General features: G+C 75.7%; 21 protein-coding genes. 6 read left to right on the top strand and 15 right to left on the bottom strand.

Annotated features, from left to right (window positions below; all coding sequences use genetic code 11):
• Positions 1-78: 78 nt before the first annotated feature.
• The gene (locus BLR12_RS00465; RefSeq protein ID WP_091372014.1) at positions 79-765 is read left to right on the top strand and encodes a DUF6766 family protein; all 687 of its coding nucleotides are present in this window, start codon (positions 79-81) and stop codon (positions 763-765) included.
• Positions 766-769: 4 nt separating this feature from the next.
• Here the strand turns inward: BLR12_RS00465 and BLR12_RS00460 are convergent, their stop codons facing one another.
• The 14 genes from BLR12_RS00460 to glgA form a co-directional block, all read right to left on the bottom strand.
• A complete protein-coding gene (locus BLR12_RS00460) occupies positions 770-2,443 on the bottom strand; it encodes a SpoIIE family protein phosphatase (protein ID WP_091372011.1) in 1,674 nt (557 codons plus the stop codon).
• 89 nt (positions 2,444-2,532) lie between these two features.
• Entirely contained in the window at positions 2,533-3,708 is a 1,176-nt protein-coding gene (locus tag BLR12_RS00455; RefSeq protein ID WP_255363213.1) for a spore photoproduct lyase family protein, read from the bottom strand.
• Positions 3,702-4,286, bottom strand: coding sequence for a signal peptidase I (lepB, locus tag BLR12_RS00450; protein ID WP_218120484.1), 585 nt, complete (start codon positions 4,284-4,286; stop codon positions 3,702-3,704). The genes BLR12_RS00455 and lepB overlap by 7 nt, the downstream gene beginning before the upstream one ends.
• A complete protein-coding gene (locus tag BLR12_RS00445) occupies positions 4,283-4,939 on the bottom strand; it encodes a hypothetical protein (protein ID WP_091372004.1) in 657 nt (218 codons plus the stop codon). The genes lepB and BLR12_RS00445 overlap by 4 nt, the downstream gene beginning before the upstream one ends.
• Positions 4,936-6,912 carry a multicopper oxidase domain-containing protein gene (locus tag BLR12_RS00440; protein WP_091372002.1) on the bottom strand — a complete coding sequence of 659 codons (1,977 nt, stop codon included), beginning with the start codon at positions 6,910-6,912 and terminating at the stop codon, positions 4,936-4,938. The genes BLR12_RS00445 and BLR12_RS00440 overlap by 4 nt, the downstream gene beginning before the upstream one ends.
• A 138-nt stretch (positions 6,913-7,050) precedes the next feature.
• The gene (locus BLR12_RS00435; RefSeq protein ID WP_091371999.1) at positions 7,051-8,391 is read right to left on the bottom strand and encodes a sensor histidine kinase; all 1,341 of its coding nucleotides are present in this window, start codon (positions 8,389-8,391) and stop codon (positions 7,051-7,053) included.
• Entirely contained in the window at positions 8,381-9,055 is a 675-nt protein-coding gene (locus BLR12_RS00430) for a response regulator transcription factor (protein WP_091371996.1), read from the bottom strand. Before BLR12_RS00430 ends, BLR12_RS00435 begins: the two co-directional genes overlap by 11 nt.
• Positions 9,056-9,336: 281 nt before the next feature.
• The gene (locus BLR12_RS00425) at positions 9,337-9,741 is read right to left on the bottom strand and encodes a response regulator (protein WP_176832287.1); all 405 of its coding nucleotides are present in this window, start codon (positions 9,739-9,741) and stop codon (positions 9,337-9,339) included.
• A 161-nt stretch (positions 9,742-9,902) separates the two neighbouring features.
• Positions 9,903-10,649, bottom strand: a complete 747-nt coding sequence (locus tag BLR12_RS00420) for a GAF domain-containing protein (protein ID WP_255363212.1) — start codon at positions 10,647-10,649, stop codon at positions 9,903-9,905.
• A 54-nt stretch (positions 10,650-10,703) separates the two neighbouring features.
• A complete protein-coding gene (locus BLR12_RS00415) occupies positions 10,704-11,768 on the bottom strand; it encodes a hypothetical protein (protein WP_091371983.1) in 1,065 nt (354 codons plus the stop codon).
• 49 nt (positions 11,769-11,817) lie between these two features.
• Positions 11,818-12,612 carry an ABC transporter ATP-binding protein gene (locus BLR12_RS00410; RefSeq protein WP_091371977.1) on the bottom strand — a complete coding sequence of 265 codons (795 nt, stop codon included), beginning with the start codon at positions 12,610-12,612 and terminating at the stop codon, positions 11,818-11,820.
• A 7-nt stretch (positions 12,613-12,619) separates the two neighbouring features.
• Positions 12,620-13,702, bottom strand: a complete 1,083-nt coding sequence (locus tag BLR12_RS00405; RefSeq protein WP_255363211.1) for a FecCD family ABC transporter permease — start codon at positions 13,700-13,702, stop codon at positions 12,620-12,622.
• Between the two features lie 12 nt (positions 13,703-13,714).
• Positions 13,715-14,656 carry an ABC transporter substrate-binding protein gene (locus tag BLR12_RS00400; RefSeq protein ID WP_091371973.1) on the bottom strand — a complete coding sequence of 314 codons (942 nt, stop codon included), beginning with the start codon at positions 14,654-14,656 and terminating at the stop codon, positions 13,715-13,717.
• 223 nt (positions 14,657-14,879) lie between these two features.
• Positions 14,880-16,064 carry a glycogen synthase gene (glgA, locus tag BLR12_RS00395; RefSeq protein WP_091371971.1) on the bottom strand — a complete coding sequence of 395 codons (1,185 nt, stop codon included), beginning with the start codon at positions 16,062-16,064 and terminating at the stop codon, positions 14,880-14,882.
• Positions 16,065-16,138: 74 nt separating this feature from the next.
• Between glgA and glgC the strand changes: the two genes are divergently transcribed.
• On the top strand, positions 16,139-17,359 hold the full coding sequence (glgC, locus tag BLR12_RS00390; protein WP_091371968.1) for a glucose-1-phosphate adenylyltransferase: 1,221 nt from the start codon (positions 16,139-16,141) through the stop codon (positions 17,357-17,359).
• Between the two features lie 10 nt (positions 17,360-17,369).
• A complete protein-coding gene (locus tag BLR12_RS00385; RefSeq protein ID WP_255363210.1) occupies positions 17,370-17,852 on the top strand; it encodes a 2'-5' RNA ligase family protein in 483 nt (160 codons plus the stop codon).
• A 79-nt stretch (positions 17,853-17,931) separates the two neighbouring features.
• On the opposite strand, the gene BLR12_RS00380 is transcribed toward BLR12_RS00385, so the two are convergent.
• Positions 17,932-18,201 carry an O-methyltransferase gene (locus tag BLR12_RS00380; protein ID WP_369803423.1) on the bottom strand — a complete coding sequence of 90 codons (270 nt, stop codon included), beginning with the start codon at positions 18,199-18,201 and terminating at the stop codon, positions 17,932-17,934.
• Positions 18,202-18,388: 187 nt separating this feature from the next.
• On the opposite strand from BLR12_RS00380, the gene sigE reads away from it, so the two are divergent.
• From sigE to BLR12_RS00365, 3 genes are read left to right on the top strand one after another with little or no spacing between them, the layout of a single operon-like run.
• Positions 18,389-18,973: an RNA polymerase sigma factor SigE gene (gene sigE, locus BLR12_RS00375; RefSeq protein WP_091371961.1), complete on the top strand. Its 585-nt coding sequence runs from the start codon at positions 18,389-18,391 to the stop codon at positions 18,971-18,973.
• A complete protein-coding gene (locus tag BLR12_RS25455; RefSeq protein ID WP_091371958.1) occupies positions 18,970-19,554 on the top strand; it encodes an anti-sigma factor family protein in 585 nt (194 codons plus the stop codon). The genes sigE and BLR12_RS25455 overlap by 4 nt, the downstream gene beginning before the upstream one ends.
• Before the next feature lie 32 nt (positions 19,555-19,586).
• On the top strand, positions 19,587-21,131 hold the full coding sequence (locus BLR12_RS00365) for a S1C family serine protease (protein ID WP_255363209.1): 1,545 nt from the start codon (positions 19,587-19,589) through the stop codon (positions 21,129-21,131).
• Positions 21,132-21,142 lie beyond the last annotated feature (11 nt).

Genomic DNA, 21,142 nt, shown 5'->3' with positions numbered 1-21,142 from the left:
CCGCGGGGTCTTCCTCGCGTTCCTGGTCGTCATCCTGGTCGGGATCGCCTACGTCACCGCGCTGGGGCTGATGGGCCGATGAGCGCACCCCGCTACGGCTTCCTCCGCGCCAACGCACTGAGCCTCGTCTTCGGCGCGCTCTTCCTCGTGACCCTCGCCGGCCAGGCGATCGCCGGGACGGCGGACTTCAACGCCCGGCAGGTGGCCGAGGGGCTGCCCACGGTCTCGCTGCTCGACTACGTCACCTCCTCGTCATTCGGGGTCGACGTCATGGAGAACTGGCAGTCGGAGTACCTGCAGTTCTTCCTCTACGTCTTCGCCACCGTGTGGCTGGTGCAGCGCGGCTCCTCGGAGTCGAAGGAGCCGGGCAAGGAGGGCACCGAGTCCGACCGGGAGCAGCAGGTCGGCCCGCACTCCGACGACGAGTCACCCGCCTGGGCCCGCACCGGCGGCTGGCGGACGGCGGTGTTCTCCCGCTCCCTCGGTCTGCTCATGGGCGCGCTCTTCCTCCTGACCTGGGCCGCCTCCTCGGTGGCCGGCTGGGCCGCCTACAACGCCGAGCAGCTGGGCCAGCGGCAGGACCCGGTCAGCTGGGTCGGCTACCTCGGGGAGGCCGACTTCTGGAACCGGTCCTTCCAGAACTGGCAGTCGGAGATGCTCGCCGTCGGCTCGATGGCGATCTTCGCCGTCTACCTGCGCCAGCGCGGCTCGCCGGAGTCCAAGCCAGTGGGCGCCGCGCACGCCGACACCGGCCAGACCGGCTGAGGGATCACGGCACGGCGAGGGCGAGGACGGCGAGGTCGTCGGCTTGGTACCGCGAGGTGCGCAGCCGCTCCTCGACCGCGGCGGTGATCGCCTCGACGGCTGCCTCAGCCCCCGGGGGAGCCGTGCGCAGCACCCGCAGCAGCCCCTCCTCGCCGAACTGCGCGCCGGTGTCGTCGCGGGCCTCGGTGACCCCGTCGGTGTAGAGCACCAGCGTCGTCCCCGGCGGCAGCTCGACCTCCACGACCGGCACGTCGAGGTCCTCGGTGATGCCGAGCGGGCGGCCGGCCACGCCGATCTCGTGCGGGCCGTCCGGGCCGCTGAGCACCGGCCGCGGGTGCCCGGCCACGCCCACGGTCGCGCACACGCAGCCCGGGCCGGGGGAGAGCACGAGGCAGCACGCGGTGACGAAGCGCAACGGGCCGTCGGTCTGGGCCCGCAGCAGCGCGGTGTTCACCGCTCGCAGCACGTCGGCGGGGCCGGCCGAGGTCTCGGCGGCGGGGCTGGCCGCCGCCCGCGCCGTGTGCCGGGTGAGCGCGGTGACCGCGGCGGCCTCGGCGCCGGTGCCGCACACGTCGGCGATGAGCACCATCCACCGGCCGTCGGGCAGCGGCATGACGTCGTAGGTGTCGCCGCCGACGATCCCGGTCTCCCCGCCGGGCCGGTAGCGGGCGGCGAGCTCCACGCCGCGGATCGCCGGCAGGTGCGAGGGCAGCAGGCTGCGCTGCAGGGTGTCGGCGAGCTGGCGGACCTCGGACTCGGCGCGCAGCCGGCCGAGGAACTGCCCGATCTGGCGGCCGGCGTGGGCGAGCACGTCGGACAGCTCGGCCGGCACCGGGCGCTCCTCGCGGGAGAACAGCTCGCAGACCGCCAGCAGGTGGTCCCCGCGGACGACGGGGAAGGCCACGCCGGTGCGGATGCCGTCGGCGCGGGCGGCGTCGGTGCGGACGAACCGCGGGTCGTTCCACAGGTCCGTGACGACCACCGGCGCCCGGTGCGCCCAGGTCAGGCCGGGCAGCCCCTCCCCGCGGGCGAAGCGGTGCCGGCGGGAGGCCTCGTCCAGGGCCCCGGGCTGCTCGCCGGGGGCGGTCCAGGTGCCGGCGTGCACCAGCCGCCCGGTGTGCTCGTCGGGCTGCCAGAGCGTCGCGGTGTCCCAGTCCAGCTCGGTGCACAGCGTCGGCAGCAGGTCCCGGAAGGCGACGTCGGCGTCGGGCGCCTCGGTGAGCGCCGCGGTGACCCGCAGGGTGGCCCCCAGGTAGCGGCTGACCATCAGCTGCCGCTCCAGCAGGATCGTGGTGCTCGCGTCGCGGAGGACGGCCACCACCCCGGCCTCCTCGGGCCCCGCTCCCGGGGGCGGCGGCACCATCGCCAGCGTCACGTCGACGGTCACCTCGTGGCCGTCGGCGTGCAGCGCCGGCAGCTGGGTGGTGCGCCCGGCCAGCTCGCCCTCGCCGGTGGAGAGGAAGCGCGAGTAGTCGGCGTCGTGGCCGCGGCGGAAACGCGCGGGCATGAGCACCTCGAGGGGCTGGCCGACGACGGCGGCGGGCTCGTAGCCCAGCAGCACCCGCACGTGCGGGTTGACGTAGGCGATGCGGCCCCTGGCGTCGGCGACGACCACGGTGTCCGGCAGCGCGGTCAGCAGGGACGGCGCCGTCACCGCGGCCTGGTGGTCCACCGCCATCTCCTCACCTCCCCGGAGTGCAACCCAGGGTCCCACACGTTGCGTCAGCGACCCGGCACGGGCCGTCGACATGTCGACACCCGCGAGTCTCAGAACGCGTACCGGATGCCCAGCCAGGGTGCGTGCGCCGCGACCAGCTCCCGGACCCGTTCCACCCCGGCCCGCTTCACGTCGTTGCGGTAGCGCACGTTCCAGCTGCCGTTCTGGCTGCGCTTGGGCTGCTGCAGGTCCGGCCGCCACAGCAGCTCCTCGGCCTTCGGGTGCCAGCCGAGGTTGACCTGGTGCAGGTCCCGGTTGTGGGTCAGCAGGATGACCTCGGCGGCCGCCTGCGCCTTGGCGGCGGGGGAGAGCTCGTCGTCCAGCCGCTGCAGCAGCTGTGCCCAGTCCGCCTCCCACCCCTCGCGCAGCACGACCGGGGAGAGGTTGAGGTGCACCTCGTAGCCGGCCCCGACGAAGTCGTCGACCGCGGCGATCCGCTCGGCCACCCGGCTGGTGCGGACGTCGAGCACCTTCGCGTCGTCCTCGGGCATGACCGAGAACCGCACGCGGGTGCGGCCGCGCGGGTCCAGCTCGAGCAGCTGCCGGTTGACGTACTTGGTCGCGAAGGACGCCTTGGCCGTCGGCAGCTCGGCGAAGGTCGCGACCAGGTCGGCGACGTTGTCGCTCACGAGCGCGTCGACCGAGCAGTCGCTGTTCTCGCCCAGGTCGTAGACCCACGCCGCCGGGTCGCACTGGTCGGGCTCGGTCTTCGGGCCCTGCCGGGCGACGTGCCGGCGCAGGTAGCCGGTGACCTGCTCGATGTTGGTGAAGACGGTGATCGGGTTGGCGTAGCCCTTCTGCCGCGGCACGTAGCAGTAGGCGCACGCCATCGCGCAGCCGTTGGCCGTCGACGGGGCGATCCAGTTCGCCGAGCGGCCGTTGGGCCGGGCGGTCAGCGACTTCTTGACCCCGAGCACGAGCGTCTCGGACTTGACCCGCACCCAGCGCTCGACGTTGCCCTCGTTGCCGTGCAGCTCGGGGATCTTCCAGTGCGAGGGGACCTCGACCACCTCGGCACCGGGGAAGCGGGCCAGCACCTGCCGGCCGCGGGGTGACTGCAGGGCGGCGGGCTCGGCGTAGACCTGGCGCACCCGGAGGAGGCGGGAGAGGTCGGGGGAGGAGGCGACGGGGGACGACGGAGCGGCGGGGCTTCCCACGCCGGGTGCAGCAGCCCCCGCGTCCGGGGTGTTCCCCCAGGTCGGCGCGCCGGAGAGGGTCCTCAGCACCCTGCGGACGGTGAGGGGAGCGGACCGGGGTCGGGCCACAGCCGGGCGGCGACGGTGCCGACGAGCGAGGACTCCGGCACCGGGCCGAAGGAGCGCGAGTCGACCGACCCGTCGCGGGCGTCGCTGAGCAGGAACAGGTGCCCCTCCGGCACGGCCACCGGTCCGAACCAGACGCCGTCGAGGTGCGCCGGGTCGATCGCCGGCTCGCAGACGGCCACGCCGTCGACCACCAGGACGCCGTCCTCGACGGCCACCTCGTCGCCACCCACCGCCACCGCCCGCTTGACCAGGAGCCCGTCGTCGAGCGGGGAGGTCACCGCGACGACGTCGCCGCGCTGCACCGGGCCCTGCCCGTGCCGGACGAGCAGCAGGTCGCCGGCCGCGACGGTCGGCGCCATGCTGCCGGAGTCGACCCGCATCGGCTGCACGGGCAGCAGGCCGGAGGTGGCGGCGACCAGGAGCAGTGCCGCACCGGTCGCGAGCCAGAGGACGGCCCCGCGGAGCCGGGAGGTGCCGCCGCGGTCCCCGGTGCGGGGGTCACCGGGGACCACGGCGGCGGTTCGTGGGGCGGTTCTCACCCGAGGACGCCGGTGAGCCACAGGGCCCAGGCGACCCCGGCGAGGACCACCAGGGCGTCGAGCGCGCGCCGGCGCCCGGGTGCGGGGAGGAGCGCGGCCAGGGCGGCCAGGGTCAGCAGCTCGGCGGCGACCACCGCGGTGCCGACCGCCTCGGGGCCGTGCCCGGCCGAGGACGCCGGCAGCCCGTCCATCGCGACCGGCCCGGCGGAGCCGACCGGCATGCCGTCGGCGAACCGGACGCCGGTCACCGGGTCCACCGCCACGGTCTCCCGGCCCGGGACGTCGTGCGCGTGCCCGGTCGCCGCCTCGTGCACCGCGAACGCGTCCAGCAACCCCGTGGTGTGCGCGAGGACGTAGAGGGTCAGCAGGCCGGCGGTGCCGAGCAGCGCCAGACCGACCGGTCCGGCACCTGCCCGGGTACCCGCCCAGGCGCCGAGCACCAACCACGCGGCGAACCCGGCCTGGGCGAGCGCGGTGAGCAGGAAGAAGCCGACGGCCAGCTCACCCGCGGAGAGGTGGTCGACCGCGGCCGCCACGTGCAGCCCGCCGGCCGTGGCCAGACCGAGCGCCGCCACCAGCTGCCACCCGGCGGTGCTCCGGCGCGCCCGCGTCCCGGCCGGGGCGGGCGCGGGTGGGCGCAGGACGGCGGTCACCGCGACCGTCGCCGCGTGGGCGTCGTCGCCGCCGGGGTCGGAGCCGGCGTGGTCGGAGCCGGCGTGGCCGGAGCCGGCGTGGCCGAGCGGCGGGGCGCGGGGGCCGACGTCGTGGGTGCCGCGGGCGCCGGGGCGGTCGTCGTCGGGGCGGGCGGGGTCGTGGCAGTGGCGCCCGACCCGGTCCCCGTCGTCCCCGTGCCCGCCGGCGGGACGGTGTCGGCGGCGACGTCCGCCGTCTCGTCCGCGACCTCCTCGGCCTCCTCGGCGGCCTCCTCCAGGGCGTCCTGCATGTCGTCGGGGTCCCCGGTCCTGGGCGGTGCGGTGTTGATCGAGTCGCAGTCGATGTCGTGGTGACCCACCTGGTACTGGGTCATCATGTCGTGGTCCTCGTGGGAGAGGTTGTGGCAGTGGATCATGTACCGCCCCTCCTCGTGGTCGAAGCGCATGAGCAGCCGGACGGTCTCGCCCTCGCCCACGTAGACGACGTCCTTGGGGCCCCGCTCCTCCGGCCGCGGCGGCTGCCCGTTGCGGCTGAGCACCTGGAAGTCCACGAGGTGGACGTGCAGCGGGTGGAACCAGCCGCCGGAGGAGTTCTCGACCTCCCAGATCTCGGTGCTGTTCGGCTCGACCTGCGCGAAGACGTGCTCGTACTTCGACCGCACGACGTCGTCCCAGGTCTCGCCGTTGATGACCCACAGGCCGTTGGTCCGCTCCAGCCGCATGCGCCGGGTCGCGACCGACGCGGCGGGGTCCAGCGCCATGGTCGGGTGCACCGGGCCGAGCGTGCTGGGGACGCTGTTGCCGTCGGTGCTGGTGACCGTCGTCCCGACCTCGAACTGCATGACCTTGCCGGTGTGGTCGTAGTCCCGGGCGTTCTTCACGCCGCCGTTGAGCAGCTGGACCCTCGTGCCCTTGAGGTCGGCGAAGTCGATGACGATCTCGTAGCGCTCGGCCATGCCGACGGTCAGCGTGGTGACCGTCTGCGGCCTGGGCATGAAGCCGCCGTCGGTGGCGATGACGGTGAACGGCTTGCCGTTGCTCAGCTTGAGCGTGTAGCCGCGGGCCAGTGAGCCGTTGAGCACCCGGAAGCGGTACTTGCGGGGCTCGACCTTCATGGTCGGCCACGGCACGCCGTTGACCAGGATGACGTCGCCGTAGACGCCGGACTCCCCGTCGTCGTCCCACATCAGCTGGCCGTTCCGGGCGAACATGACGTCGCTGATGATCAGCGGGAACTCGTACTGGGGACGGGCGGTGCCGACCTTGGCCCGGTCGTAGCGGGGGATGCCCAGCTCCCGCTCGAGCCCCTCGTCGACGCAGTGGTACTGCGCGGCCAGGCCCATGTAGACGTTCTCGGCGGTGTGGTGCACGCCGTGGTCGTGGTACCAGAGCGTCCGCGGCGAGCAGTTGTTCGGGTACATGTAGTTCTTCCACTCGCCCGGGTTCGTCAGGTCCCCGGCGTAGCCGTCGAACTGCGGCTTGGACGGCGAGCCGTGCAGGTGGGTGGAGGTCCAGGGGACGTAGCCCAGCGTCGGGTGCTTGGCCGGCAGCTTGTTGACCTGCTGCATGACGACCCGGCGGGTCTGCGTGCCGTTCTGGTAGACGCGGATCGTGGGGCCGGGGACCAGGCCGTTGTAGCCCCACACCGTCGTCTTGATGCCCTTGACGAACTCGACCTGCGCCGGCCGCTGCTCGATCTTGTAGTAGTCGCTGCCCACGTACGCGCCGCCGGTGACCGGGGTCGTCGTCCCCGGGACGGTGCCGTAGGTGGTGCCCGGGCGGTCGTCGCTGCGGTACGGCGCCAGCACCGGCGGGGCGGTGAAGGCCGCGGCGTAGGGCCGGGGCATCTTCCGCTCGTCGAGCTCCGATGCGCTCTTGGCCGACAGGACAGCCTGGTACGGCAGCGCCATGGCCGCGGTGCCGGCCAGCGACACCTTGAGGACGTCGCGGCGGTTCAGGCTGGGCGTCTCCATCGGGGGGGTGCTCCTCACTACCGCTGGTGATCTCGGTGGAGGAAGACTCCCGCGTCCGCCCGCCCCGTCACAGCCGCGCGGAGGGGGGCGGGCCGCCCCCGCAGTTGGGGGGTCCGTGCAGGTCAGCGGCTCGTGGCGTCACTGTCCGTGGTGCAGTGGCACCACAGCGGTCAACAGCGCACCGCCGCCGAGGCGATCACCCAGCGTCACGGTGCCACCCAGGTCGAGGACCCGGTCGCGGAGCAGGGACAGCCCCAGGTGCCCCTCGGCCCGCCTGTCGGTGGACGCCGGGAAGCCCACGCCGTCGTCGGCGATCTCCAGCCGCACCGCCGGGGCGCCGTGCAGGACGGTCTCCTCCAGGGTGATCCAGGCGGTCTTGGCCTGGGCGTGGTGCGCGACGTTGGCCAGCGCCTCCTTGGCGGTGCGGTAGAGCACCGCCGCGGCGTCCGGCGTCATGTCCGGCAGGGGCGCGGCGTCCATGAGCACCTCGACGCCGGCGGTGCGCAGCGGCTCGGCGGCGTCGGCGATCGCCACCCCGAGCCCCGGCCCGCTGAGGTCGGGCGGGTAGATGTCGACCATCAGCCGGCGCAGCTGCTGCACGGCGCTGCGGACGGCGCCGACCAGCTTGTCGACCGTCGGCTGCCGCTCCTCGGGCAGGCTGCCCCGCAGCGCGGAGAGCGCGTAGCTCACCCCGGCGAGGTCCTGCACCGGGCCGTCGTGCACGTCGGCGGCGATCGCCCGCCGTTCCCGGTCGGAGGCCTCGACGTTGCGCTGCACCAGCGCCGTCCGCTCGGCCTCCTGGCGCCGCACGCGGCGGGCCAGCGACGTCGCGATCGGGACCTGCACGAGCTGCAGGACGACCAGGGCGCCGATGGCCATCGGGATGATCTCGCCGCGCAGCCGGGCCGCCTCGCGGTCGATGCGGTCGTAGGCGAAGTAGGCCTCGAAGGCCAGCTGCTCGCCGGGGACCTCCAGCGGCGTGTAGACCTCCATCAACGCCTGCGGCGCGCCCCCGGCCGTGGTCTCCGGCTGCTCGTCGACGTCGGAGACCGTCGCGCCGCCGATCGCGGCCAGCAGGCCGTCCGACGGCGGGAGGGTCTCGCCCTGCTGGCCGGGCTCGGTGGAGTACACGATCTCGCCGGTCGCCCGCCAGACGACCATGCGGGTCACCGACCCGTCGCGCATCCGGTTCCGCGCGTCCCGGTCGAGCTCCTCCCACCGCCCGGGGATCCCGGCCAGTGCGTCGGCGAGGACCGGGGCGACGAGGTACTCGGCCAGCCGTCCGGCGTTGCCCTCGGCCTCCTCCAGCGCGTTGGTCCGCGCGATCCGCTCGCTCAGCCACACCGTGCCCGCCGAGACGGCGAGCAGCACCAGCAGCGCGATGGCGCAGAAGGCGGCGAGCTCACGGCCCCAGACCGTGCGGCGCGGTGCGGCGGTCAGCGGCGGGGAAGAGGAGGGACCGGGACGCTCAGCGCTCATCCGCGGCGGCCAGCAGACCCAGCTGCTGGGCCTTGACGACGGCCTCCAGCTGGGAACGGACACCCAGCTTGGCGTGCAGTGACTTCACGTAGCCGCGGCAGGTCTCCAGCGTGATGCCGAGGACCCGGGCGATCGCCTTGACCTGCATCCCGCGGCCGAGGCAGTCGAGCACCTCCTGCTCGCGCCGGGTCAGCTGCGGCACCGCGCCCCGCGTGCCGGCCGGGGAGGAGCGGGGCGCGCCACCGGCGAAGGTGGAGGGCGCGACGAGCATCTGCCCGGGCTGGACCCGGGACAGGACGTCGATCATCTCGGCCAGCGAGCCGTCCTTGGGGATGAACGCCGACGCGCCGGCCTGGGCGGCGCGGACCACCCAGTCGGGGTCGCGGTGCGCGGTGACCACGGCGACGACGGCGTCCGGCGCGACCTCGCGGATCCGGCGGGTGGCCGCGAGCCCGTCCTGGCGGGGCATCTCGATGTCCATGACGACGATGTCCGGCTGCAGGTCCTGGGCCATCGCGACGGCCTGCGCCGCGGAGTGCGCCGTGCCGACGGCGTCCATCCCCGCGGAGGCCAGCGCCCCGGACAGCAGTTCGGCGAAGGTGCGGTGGTCGTCGACCACCAGCACCCGGGCCAGGTCGGTCGGCCGCAGCTGGGCCAGCGTCATGGGAACCCCCGTGTTTCCATCCCGTGCCCCGGTCCGCCGATGCGGGGGAGCGCGCTCATGGGACCCGACCGCCGGGCGCTTGACCAGGGCCGATACACCCCCACGGGACGAAGGTCCCGGGTGCCGTGAGCCACACCCATGCGCGTCACGACTCTCCGTACAGGGGCCGGTGCCGTTCCGTACCGCCCCGTTCACCCCTCCGGGTGACGGCCCCGCGGCCGTGCTCTGCCACAGGTGCCTGACCAGTGCCTTTCGCGCGCGAAAGGCACCCAGGGGGCGGGTCAGCGGTCGGCGGAGGTGGCGGCGGCGCTCCAGGCGGTGCCGCCCGCGGCCACCGTGCGCACGTGACCGGGGAGCGCGCCGGGGTCGTCGTCCTTCAGCAGGTACCCCCGGACGCCGATCGCGCGCGCCTCGCGGACCAGCGCCGGGCTCAGCGACCCGGTGAGGACGACGACGCGCGACTCCGGGCAGGCCGCGAGCAGCTCGCGGGCGGCCTCCAGCCCGGTGACCCGCGGCATCGCGACGTCGAGCAGGACGACGTCGGGGTGGGTGCGCCGCGCGGCGTCGAGGACCTCCGCGCCGTCCTCGCACTCGGCCACCACGGTGAGGTCGCCGCTGGCGGTGAACAGCTCGACCAGGGAGGTGCGGACGAACGCGTGGTCGTCCGCGACCAGGACCGTGATCACGCCGCGCCCCCCCTCTCCGGTGCTCGCGCCGCCGTCCGGCGGCACCGGGCCAGTCTGCCGACCGCTCCCCGGAGCGGACAGCCCGAGCCCGGGGGTGCCCGACCCCCAACCTCGGGGGCCGACCGGAACCGGGCGGTGACGCAACGTGATGCTCCGGCCGGTCACGCGGCGCCGTGGGGGTCCTCCGGCAGCCACAGGTCCGCGGGGTCCAGCCGGCCGGCGACGATCTCACCGGCGAGGTCGTCGACGGTGCTGCCGGCTCCCCGCGCGGCGGCGCGCAGGACCTCCAGGGCCTCCGGCGTGGTCCGGTCCAGCACCATGGCGACCCGGCCGATCGCCGTCCAGACCAGCCCGCGCCGCTGCGCGGCGGGACCGTGCAGCCAGGCCGGTCCGCCGCGCGGCGACCACGGTGCCCACACCGCGGCGTCACCGAGCGCGGCGCAGGTCAGGTGACCCACGGACAGGGCCTCGAAGACGTCGAGGTCGGAGACGGTGCTCTCGTCGGTGAAGAACAGGTCCAGCGCGCCCGGGCCGGCCAGCGTCTCGCCGATCGGCAGCGCGACCACCGCCCGGTAGGGGGTGCGTCCGGTCAGCAGCCGGGCGAACGCCGGCCAGCGGCGCTGCAGGTCGGGGACGGCGGCGAACACCGGCTCCTGCTGCCGCTGGGCGGCCTCGCAGGGGCCGTCCCCGGCGGTGAACTGCAGCCGCTCGGCGAGCGCGGCGACGGCCGAGCTCGCCCCGAGCGGCATCCGGTCCTGACCCGGGGCCGCCACGCTCAGCCCGGCGCCGTCCACGCCGAGCGTCTGCGCGCAGGCGCGCGCCAGCCGTACGGGGAGCAGCTCGGGACCGGCGAGCACGGGCTCGCCGACGTCCTCGAGCGCGGTACGGAAGCGCGTGGCGATCGACACGGGCCGATCATCCGCCATGCCGGGACGTCGGGTTCGGGCGGATCCCGTTCCGGATCAGTGCGCGGGCTGGTCGGACCGGTAGGTGTAGGCGGCCTCCCGCACCGCCTCGTCGGACTCCAGCCCGGCACCGAGCGCACCGCCCACCGTCGCCAGCGAGCAGGTCAGCCAGGCCAGCTCCAGGTAGTCCGACAGGTGGACCGGGTGCCCCAGCCCCTCGGCGAACAGCGACCCCACCACCAGCAGCAGCGCGCCGGCCAGGGCGAGCACGAACAGCACCGCGTACAGCGTCAGGACGCCGATGACGACGGTGGCGGTGGTCGCCACGTTGAACAGCAGCACCTGCTTGCGCACCCGGCGGGAGCGCGGCCGCTCCCACAGCTCCGCGCCGACGACGAGGGTGACCACGACGGCCACCACCGAGCCGACCGCGATGACCGTCAGCCGCGGCCAGCCGGAGTTGTCGGCCAGCGCCCAGATGTCCGGGGTGATGAGGGCGAAGACGCCGGCCGCGATCGCCGCGGTGAGCGCGCGGGACAGCTGCACGGCCAGCCGCCACGGCCGGTTGGCCCGCACCATGCCGAGCAGCAGCCGCAGGTTGCCGGTCACCACGCGGGCGGTGAAGGCCACCCCGGCGGTGCCGTCGGCCGGGTCGGTGGCCAGCTCGCGCAGCCGCCGTCCCATGGCCGCACGGTCGTCGGCGTCGGCGTCCTCGGCGGTGCCCAGCAGCGTGTGCACCAGCCCGAGCGCGTTCTGCAGCGCCCGCTTGCGCAGCCCGACCGCGCCCAGCGCCGGCAGCGACAGCAGCGCGACGCCGTGCACGGGGCTGGCCGAGCCGACCACCGGCCGCCGGTCCACCTCCAGCGGGACGTCGGTGAGGGCCAGCGCGAGGTCCCAGTCCTCGGCGAGCAGCCGCCGTCGCGTGGCCGTGACGATCTCGTCGTCGTCCGCGGGGGGCCGCACCAGCCCGTCCTCGACCGCCCGGACCTCCCAGCGCACCTGCGGGTGGGCCGCGGCCAGCTCCCTGCCGAGCTCCCCGGCCAGCCAGCCGGCCAGCTCGGCCGGGGTCCCCGGGGCGGCGACCAGCCCCAGCTGCACGACGGGTGCAGCAGCCTGCGACACCGGTCCCCCTCCCGTCGGCCGGCGCCCCCAGCGGGCTGCCGGCCGTCGATCATCCCCGGTCGTGTCCCGGCGCCCGGAGGGGCAGCACCGCGGGGCCGTGCGGGCCGGTGACCACCTGTGCCCGCGCGCCGTAGTGGCCGGCCAGCGCCTCGGCGGTGAGCACCTGCGCCGGCGTCCCCTCGGCGACCACCCGGCCGCCCGAGAGGAGCGCGAGCCGGTCGGCGTACTGGCCGGCCAGGGTGAGGTCGTGCAGCGTGCTGAGCACGGTCAGCCCGTCCTGGCGGCGCAGCCGGTCGACCAGGTCGAGGACCTGCTGGGCGTGGCCGAGGTCCAGGGCGGACGTCGGCTCGTCGAGCAGCAGCACCCGCGGCTGCTGGGCCAGCGCCCGGGCGAGCACCGCGCGCTGCTGCTCGCCCCCGGAGAGGGTGGCCACCGCGCGGTCGGCGAGGCCGGTCAGCTCGAGGCGGGCCATGACGTCGGCCACCACCTGCCGGTCCGCGGGACGCGGGGCGGCCAGCAGCGCCCGGTGCGGGGTGCGGCCCAGGCCCACGTACTCGGCGGTGCTCACGCCCTCGGGCACGACCGGCCGCTGCGGGGCGTAGGCCAGCGTGCGGGCCCGCTCCCGGCGAGGCACCGCGGTGGTCGGGACGCCGTCGACGCGGACCTGCCCCCCGTGCGGGTGCGCGCCGAGCACCGCCCGCAGCAGGGTGGTCTTGCCCGAGCCGTTCGGGCCGATGACCGCCGTCCACCCGCCGGGTCCGACGTCGAGGCGGACGTCGTCGAGCACGCGGGACCGGCCGTGCGCGGCCGACAGGCCCACGACCTCCACCCGGGCGCCGCTCACCGCCGCCTCACCGCCGCCTGGCCCCGGCCCACAGCAGCCCGGCGAAGAACGGGGCGCCGACGAACGCGGTGACCACGCCGATCGGCAGCTCCGCCGGCGCGAGCGCCACCCGGGCGACCAGGTCGGCGAGCACGAGGAAGGCCCCGCCGGCGAGCAGCGACACCGGCAGCACGCGGGCGTGCGAGCCGCCCACCAGTCGCCGGACGACGTGCGGCACGACCAGCCCGACGAAGCCGATGAGCCCGCTCACCGCGACCGCCGAGGCGGTGGCCAGCGACGCGGCGACGACCACCAGCAGCCGCAGCCGGCCGGGGTGCACACCCAGCGAGCGGGCCTCGTCGTCCCCGACGGCCAGCACGTCCAGGGCCCGGCCGCACAGCAGCAGCACCAGGCAGGCCGCGCCCAGGTAGGGCAGCACCAGGACGACGTCGGACCACTGCGCGCGGCCCAGCTGGCCGAGCAGCCAGCCGTACACCGCGCGCAGGTCGTCGGTGTTCTGCTGCTGCACCAGCGTCTGCGCGGCGGCCAGGAACGAGGCGACGGCGACCCCGGCGAGCAGCAGCGTGGCGCTGTGCGACCCGCCGGCCGCGGTGCCCAGCAGCAGGGCCGCGCCCACGCCGAGCAGCGCCCCGGCGAACGCGGCCAGCGGGACCAGGCCGACCGGGCCGAGCGGCGTCGCGGGGACGTGGGCGATGACGAGCGTGGCGCCCAGGCCCGCGCCGGCCGCGGCCCCGAGCAGGTACGGGTCGGCGAGCGGGTTGCGGAACACGCCCTGGTAGGCCGCCCCCGAGACGGCCAGCCCCGCACCGACCAGGGCCGCGAGCGCCACCCGGGGGAGCCGCAGCTGCAGCAGCACGGCCGCGCCGGTGCCCTCCAGCCCGCCGGGGACGTCGACCCCCAGGGGCGACAGCGCCCGGTCGGCCAGGGTGGCCAGCACCGCGCCCGGCGGCAGCGGCAGGGCGCCCACCCACACGCCGGCCAGCGCCGAGAGCACCAGCGCGACCGCGGCGCCGGACAGCACGAGCGCCGTCCGCCGCCGGGGCCGCGCCGGCGCGGCGGCCAGCAGGCGCGGAGCCGGGGCAGCCGTCACGAGATGCTCCGCTCAGCCCCGCAGCTCGGCGGCGAGCGCCTCGGCGAAGTCGGCGGTGCGCGGGCCCCAGCGGGAGGCGACGGCGTCGTCGGCCTCGAGCACGCGCCCCTCCTGCACGGCGGGGACGGTGTCGAAGGCCGGCCGCTGGGCGAGCGTCTCCGCGGACTCGCCGCAGCAGACCGTGTCGGCGAGCACGACCAGGTCCGGCGCCTGGCCGACGACGTACTCGGCGGACAGCTGCGGGTAGCCGCCCGCGGGGTCGGCCGCGCCGTCGGCGACGTTCTCCAGCCCGAACAGGTCGTAGACCGCGCCGATGAAGGTGTCGCTGGTCGCGGAGTAGAAGCCGGGGTCCAGCTCGTGGTAGACGCGCATGCCCTGCGCAGAGTCCGGCACCGACGCGACCGCGGCGGTGATCCGGTCCTGCACGCCGGCCACCACGTCGGCGGCCTCCTCGGCGTGCCCGGTGGCCCCGCCGAGCACCTCGATCTGCGCGTAGCTCTCGTCGAGGGTGTCCGCGGCGCCGAGCAGCAGGGTGGGCACGGCCAGCGCGTCGAGGGCGTCGACGACGCCGTTCACGTCGTCGCTGAGCACGACCAGGTCGGGGGAGTACCCGGCGATCGCCTCGGCGTTCGGGGTGAAGGCCGAGAGGTCCGTGGTGGGGGCATCGGCGGGGAAGTCCGAGGTGCTGTCGACCGCCTCGACCTGCTCGCCGGCGCCGATGGCGAACAGCATCTCGGTCGCCGAGGCCGACATCGACACGATCGTCTCCGGGCGCGCGTCGAGGGTCAGCTCGCCGTCGTCCCCCGTGACGGTGACCGGGAACGCGCCACCGGCGGTCCCCGTGCCCGGGTCCTCGGGGGCTGCGGGGTCCGAGCCGCAGGCGGGCAGGGCCAGGACGAGGGGGAGCAGCAGCGCGACCGGGGTCAGCCGGCGGGCGGAGCGGGAGCGGGGCAACGGGGGCCTTCCGGGGCGGCGGCACGCGCCGCCCACGCAGGCGCCCGGCGCCCGGTGCGCGACCCCTGCCGCGGGGGTCGGGACACGGCGCGCGGCAGGCGATCTGGCTCGGGCCCCGGAGCGGGACCACCACAGTTGCGGGACAGCGCCGGGTTCCCACCGGACTTCGCTGCACGGGCGCCGCCGGCACCAGCCGGCGCGCCGACGGTACCAGCGGGTCCGGTCAGCGCTGTGCCGTCGCCCGCCCACCCAGGACGGCGGCGTAGACCTCCACGGTCTGCTTCGCGATCGCCGGCCAGCCGAACTCGGCGAGCACCCGCTCCCGGCCCGCGGCGCCCATGCGGGCGGCCCGCCCGGGGTCGTGCAGCAGCTCGGTCACCCGCGCGGCCAGGCCCGCCTCGAAGGTGGCGACGTCGTCGGGGTCGTAGGGGACCAGCAGCCCGGTGCGCCCGTCGGCCACCACCTCGGGGATGCCGCCCACGGCGCTGGCGACGACGGCGGTGCCGCAGGCCGCCGCCTCCAGGTTCACGATGCCGAGCGGCTCGTACACCGAGGGGACGACGAACACCGTCGCGCCGGTGATCAGCGGCACCAGCTGCTCGCGCGGCAGCATCGCCTCGATCCAGACCACGCCGTCGCGCCGGGACTGCAGCTCGGCCACCGCGTCGGCGACCTGCTGCCGCTCGGCCGGGGTGTCCGCGGCGCCGGCGCACAGCACCAGCCCCGCGTCGGCGGGCAGCTGCTCGGCGGCCCGCAGCAGGTGGACGACGCCCTTCTGCCGGGTGATCCGGCCGACGAACAGCGCGTAGGGCCGGTCGGGGTCCACGCCGAGCGAGCGGACGACGTCGGGGTCGTGCACGGGCCGGTAGGCCTCGGCGTCCACCCCGTTGCCCACGACGTGCACCCGGGCCGGGTCCAGGTCGGGGTAGGCGTCGAGCACGTCGTCCCGCATGCCGTGGCTGACCGCGATGACGCCGTCGGCGGCGAGGTAGGCGGTGCGCTCCACCCAGGACGACAGCCGGTAGCCGCCGCCGAGCTGGTCGGCCTTCCACGGCCGCCGCGGCTCCAGCGAGTGCGCGGTCACCACGTGAGGGGTGCCGTGCACCAGCGAGGCGAACAGGCCCGCGCCGTTGGCGTACCAGGTGTGGCTGTGCACCAGGTCGGCCCCGGCGAGCGCCCCGGCGATCTCCACGTCGACGCCGAGGGCCTGCAGCGCGCCGTTGGCGTCCGTGAGCCCGGCCGGCACCGCGTGCCCGGTGGCGTCGTCGCGGGGCCCGCCGAAGCAGTGCACCTCCAGCTCGGGCCCGTCGGGCAGCGCCCGCAGCGCCGCCGCGAGGTGCTCCACGTGCACTCCTGCGCCGCCGTAGACGTCCGGCGGCCACTCCCGGGTCACCATGCCGATGCGCACGCGGGTCACCCTAGGGGGCCGGGCCGTGCAGCGCGGTGGAGCGCCCGCGCCGGACAGCGGATACGTTGCGACCCATGCGTGGCGGTCCTCGGGTTCTCGGCATCGTCCTGGCCGGCGGTGAGGGCAAGCGGCTGGCCCCACTGACGCAGGACCGGGCCAAGCCGGCGGTGCCCTTCGGGGGCAACTACCGGCTCATCGACTTCGTCCTGTCCAACCTGGTGAACGCCGACATCCGGCAGATCGCGGTGCTGACCCAGTACAAGAGCCACAGCCTCGACCGGCACATCACCACGACGTGGCGGCTGTCGCAGATGCTCGGGAACTACATCACCCCGGTACCGGCGCAGCAGCGGCTCGGCCCGCGCTGGTACACCGGCAGCGCCGACGCGATCCTGCAGAGCCTCAACCTGATCTACGACGCGCGGCCGGACATCGTCGTCGTCTTCGGCGCCGACCACGTGTACCGGATGGACCCGGCGCAGATGATCGACCAGCACCTGAGGACCGGCGCGGGGGTGACCATCGCCGGGCTGCGGGTGCCCCGTCACGAGGCCACCGAGTTCGGCGTCATCGACGCCGACGCCGAGGGCCGGGTGCGCGGCTTCCTGGAGAAGCCGGCCGACCCGCCGGGGTTGCCCGACTCGCCCGAGGAGAGCTTCGCCTCCATGGGCAACTACGTGTTCAGCACCGACGCCCTGCTCGAGGCGCTGCGCGAGGACGGCGAGAACGAGGAGTCGGCGCACGACATGGGCGGCTCGATCATGCCGATGTTCGCCGAGGCCGGGGACGCCTGGGTCTACGACTTCTCCACCAACGTCGTCCCCGGGGCCACCGAGCGCGACCAGGGCTACTGGCGCGACGTCGGGACGATCGACTCCTACTTCGACGCGCACATGGACCTGGTGTCGGTCACCCCGGTGTTCAACCTCTACAACGACCGCTGGCCGATCCTCACGCTGCCGCCGCAGCAGCCGCCGGCGAAGTTCGTGCTGGGCGGGCGGGCCGAGGAGTCGATGGTCAGCGCCGGCGCGATCATCGGCGGCGGCTCGGTGCACAACTCGGTCGTCTCGCCGGGGGTGCGCGTCGAGCGCGGTGCCCGGGTCGAGGACAGCGTGCTGATGGACGGCGTGTACGTGGGCGAGGGCGCCTACGTCCGGCGGGCGATCCTGGACAAGAACGTCGTCGTCCCGGACTGGGCCCGCATCGGCGTCGACCTCGCCGCCGACCGCGAGCGGTACCACGTGAGCTCGGGCGGGGTCACCGTGCTCGGCAAGGGCGCCCGAGCCCATCGGTGAGCCGCTGGTCGTGACGCTGCTCCTGGAGCCCACGGCCCAGGAGCGGTTCGACCGGCTGCGCGCGGCGCACTTCCCGGCCGGGCGCAACCACCTCGCTGCGCACGTCACGCTGTTCCACGCGCTGCCGGGCGAGGAGGTGGACGCCGTCTCCGCCGACCTCGCCTCCGCGGCGGACCGGCCGGCGTTCGACGTGGCCGTCACCGGCGTCCGGTCGCTGGGCCGGGGCGTGGCCTACACGCTCGACGCCCCCGCGCTGGCGGAGCTGCGCGCGGACCTGGTCCGGAGGTGGGCCCCGTGGCTGACCCCGCAGGACCGCCAGCGCCACGCCCCGCACGTCACCGTGCAGAACACGGTGGAGCCGGCGGTCGCCCGGGCGCTGCGGGACCGGCTGGCCGCGGAGTTCGTCTCGCACCGGGTCGGCGGCCGCGGGCTGGGGCTGTGGCGCTACCTCGGCGGCCCGTGGGCACCGGTCGCGGCGTTCCCGTTCCGCTGAAGGAGGACCCCGTCCCAGGCTGGCCTCGTCCAGAGGCTCGCCGCGAGCGTGCGAGCGGTGAGGAGGACGGGGTCCTCTTTCAGCGGCGGCGGATGGCGACGAGCAGGCCCGCACCGATCGGCAGGACGGCGCTGGTGAGGTCCTCGTGCTCGCGGACGGCGCGGGCCACCTCCCGCCAGGCGACCGTCTGCTCGTCGCGGGCCCGCGGGTCGGCGATCCGGTCCCCGTCCAGCGGCGGCCCGGTCAGCCCGGCCGCGGAGGACCGCGCCGACACCAGCGCCGGGGTCTCGGCGGCGAAGCGGTCGGCGTAGGCCGTGCCGTCCCCGCCCGCCGCCCCACCCCTCATCACCGGCCGAGGGCAGGCGCCCCGTTCCCTCGGTCTCCGGCTCCGCGCCGTGGCTGTGAGTCCGCTGTGAACGGGAACACCGCCCGGTCCGCGGCCCGTTGACCTGATCGTGCGCCCCGAGAGAGCCGCCCCTGCCCGACCCGCCGACGTCGGCAGGTCGGCGGTGGCCGCGGTCTGCGATCCTGGACCCGTGTCCGACCCCGTCGACCCCGCCCCCGCCGCGACCGAGGCCTGGGTGGCGCCGACCTGGGAGCAGGTCGTGCGCGACCACTCCGCGCGCGTCTACCGGCTGGCCTACCGGCTGTCGGGCAACCCGCAGGACGCCGAGGACCTGACCCAGGAGACCTTCGTCCGGGTCTTCCGTTCCCTCGCCGACTTCTCGCCCGGCACCTTCGAGGGCTGGCTGCACCGCATCACCACCAACCTCTTCCTCGACATGGTGCGCCGCCGGCAGCGGATCCGGTTCGACGCCCTGCCCGAGGACACCGAGCGCCTGCCCGGGACCGCACCCAGCCCCGAGCAGGTCTACTCCGACACCCACCTCGACCCGCAGGTGCAGGCCGCGCTCGACGCGCTCTCCCCGGAGTTCCGCGTCGCCGTCGTCCTCTGCGACATCGAGGGGCTGACCTACGAGGAGATCGCGGCGACCCTGGGCATCAAGCTCGGCACGGTGCGCAGCCGCATCCACCGCGGCCGCGTCCAGCTGCGCGAGGCGCTCGCGCACCTGGCCCCGCGCCGGCCGGTGACGGGCGTCGCGGAGGGGAGCGCGGGGTGAACATCCCGGAGAGCCACCTGGCCCAGGAGGCCATCGCCGCCCTCGTCGACGGCGAGCTCGGCGGCGGTCCCGCCACCCGGGCGGCCCGCCACCTCACCGGCTGTGCCCAGTGCCGCATGGCGGTGCAGGCCCAGCGGGAGGCCAAGGAGGCCTTGCACGCCTCCTGCGACGTCGCCGTCCCCGGCGACCTGCTGTCCCGGCTGCGTGCCATCCCGTTCACGACGGACGTCCCGGGCACCGGGGGCGGGCTCGGCTCGCTCGCGGCCGGTCCCGGCCAGCTCACCGTCAGCGGCGCCACGGGCTCGTGGTCGGTGCCGCTGGACGCCCCCGAGGCCGCTGCCGACCGGCCCGGCCACGCCCGCTGGCTGCGTCGCGGCTTCATCGGCGCCCTGGGCGTCCTCGGCGTGGGCGTCACCGCGCTGGCGCTGAACCTGCCCACCGGCAGCAGCGACGGCGTCCCCCCGGCACCGGCACCCGTGGCCGGGGGGACCGTCGAGGAGCGCACCGAGATCGTGCCCCCGGTCGTGCGCGCGACGACCGCCGGCGTCCAGTCCGTCGCCACCCCGGGCGGGACGCCCTGACCACCCCCGCCGGCACCCCGTCGGGGGACCCGGTGGACCCGGCTCCGCAGTCGCCCGGCACCTCGCGCTCCGACGAGGTGTTCGCCCGCCCGCGGGACGACGTCGGCGCCTTCGACCCGCCGGCGCGCCCGCGGTCCGCGCCGCCGTCCGCGCCCGAGCCGAGCCCCGCGCAGCAGGCCGCGTTCGGCCGGCCCGCCACCGTGCAGGGCGGCTTCGCCGGGAACCGACCGGTCCCCCCGGCCCGCCCGCTGCCGCCCCCGCCGCCGGAGGCGGTGCTGCGCGCCTTCGCGCCCGGCACCGGCCAGCGCGGCCTGCAGGATCCGCCCGGCGGCCGCCCCGGCCGGCGGCGCACCGCCACCGGCCCGTGGTGGAAGTCCGACGCCCGCGCCGACCCCTGGCGCGACCCGCACGCCCCGGCCGGGCTCACCGGCCCGGCGGTGTTCGAGGAGCCCGAGCAGCAGACCGGCCCGGTCGTCGTCGACGCGAAGGGGCGCCGCCGGCTGCGGCTGGCCGACGTGTCGATCCGCCTCGCGGTGCTGGCGCTGCTCGCCGTCCTGCTGACCGGGCTGGTCGGCGGGGGAGCCGGCTACTGGCTGACCCGCACCGCCGACGAGTCCCCGCTGCTCGCCCCCGGCACCCAGCTCAACCAGACCCAGGAGGGCGTCGCGCGAGAGCCCGGCTCGGTGTCCGACATCGCCCAGCGGGTCACCCCGGCGGTCGTCTCGGTCGAGGTGCGCATCGGCGAGGCCGGCGCGACGGGGTCCGGGGTCGTCATCGACGGCGACAACGGCTACATCGTGACCAACAACCACGTCATCTCCGGCGCCGACGGGGTCGAGGGCGCCGAGATCCGCGCGGTGTTCTCCGACGGCAGCGGGTCGGCGGCGCGCATCGTCGGCCGCGACCCGGCCAGCGACCTCGCCGTGCTCAAGGTGGAGAAGCCGGGCCTGCTCACCGCCGCGCTGGGCACCTCCGAGGACGTCGTCGTCGGCGACCCGGTGGTCGCGATCGGCTCGCCGCTCGGGCTGGCGAGCACGGTCACCAGCGGCATCGTCAGCGCGCTGGAGCGTCCGGTCCGGCTGGCCGGCGAGGGCAGCGACACCAACGCGGTGATCAGCGCCGTGCAGACCGACGCCCCGATCAACCCGGGCAACTCCGGCGGCGCGCTGGTCAACGGCGCCGGGGAGGTCATCGGCATCAACACCGCGATCGCCTCGCTCGGCGGCGGCAGCGTCGGTCTCGGGTTCGCCATCCCGGTCGACACGGTGCGCGACATCTCCGAGCAGCTCATCGCCACCGGCCGCGCGGTGCACGCCTCGCTCGGGGTCAACGCCCGCTCGGTCACCGACGGCACCCGAGACGGTGCGCTGGTGGTCAACGTGGAGCCGAACAGCCCCGCCGCCGCCGCCGGCATCCGCGAGCAGGACGTCGTCATCGCCGTCGACGGGGAGCCGGTCGGCAGCTCCGAGGAGCTCGTGGTGGCCGTGGACTCCCACGAGCCCGGCGAGACGATCACCCTCGAGCTGGTGCGCGGCGGCTCGTCGACGACGGTCGAGGCCACCCTCGGCGAGGCCTGAGCGGGGATCCC

Origin of the sequence: Geodermatophilus sp. DSM 45219 (genome assembly GCF_900104025.1) — a bacterium.
Classification (GTDB): domain Bacteria; phylum Actinomycetota; class Actinomycetes; order Mycobacteriales; family Geodermatophilaceae; genus Geodermatophilus.
Note: the sequence above shows the minus strand (reverse complement) of the source record. Positions and strands in the feature narration are given on the sequence as shown.